The sequence below is a fragment of the Neisseria sp. HMSC03D10 genome, assembly GCF_001807625.1.
Classification (GTDB): Bacteria; Pseudomonadota; Gammaproteobacteria; order Burkholderiales; family Neisseriaceae; genus Neisseria; species Neisseria mucosa.
On record NZ_KV789558.1, the window covers coordinates 1 to 555 of the forward strand.

Annotated in this window: 1 pseudogene; it reads right to left on the minus strand. The window is 54.4% G+C overall.

Features of this window, described 5'->3' with window-relative positions:
• A pseudogene (locus HMPREF3066_RS07690) lies at positions 1-555 on the minus strand (hypothetical protein); the annotation flags it as partial.

Here is a 555-nt window from a genome sequence, read left to right on the forward strand (position 1 = left end):
CACCACTTTGTCGCCGACGTTGACGCCGCTGTTGTTCACAACCGTATCGCCTGCTTTGACGCTGTCGACTTTCAGGTCTTTGTTGAGGCCGACCTGAATGCCGTTCGCGCCTGCGGTGGTGGTGATGTTGACATCGCCTTTAACAGCGACGGTATCACCCAGTTTGTTGGCAACGGTCGTACCGCTGTCGCCTGCGAAGCTGATGCCTTTGTTGTCTACTGCGTCTTTCGCCGCTACGCCTTTGGCGATGTCGGCTTTGACGGCTTTAGACAGGTCAACCGCGTAGTCGGTTACGTTGTTGGCGTCTTTGTTGCCTTTGGTCACGACGATATTGTCGGAACCTGCGGAAACGCTCGCGCCGTCTGCGTTCACGGTGTAAACGGTTTGACCGTTCGCACCTTGTTTGCTGCTCACGCTGGCGATGTTGGTACCGGCTTCGACTTCTGTCTTAGCAGCAGCGGTCAGACGGTTCAACTGTCCAACATTTACTGCATCAGTATCTTTCTTGCCTTCAGCAACGTTACTGATGGCTTTGTTGCCTGCATTGATACCGTC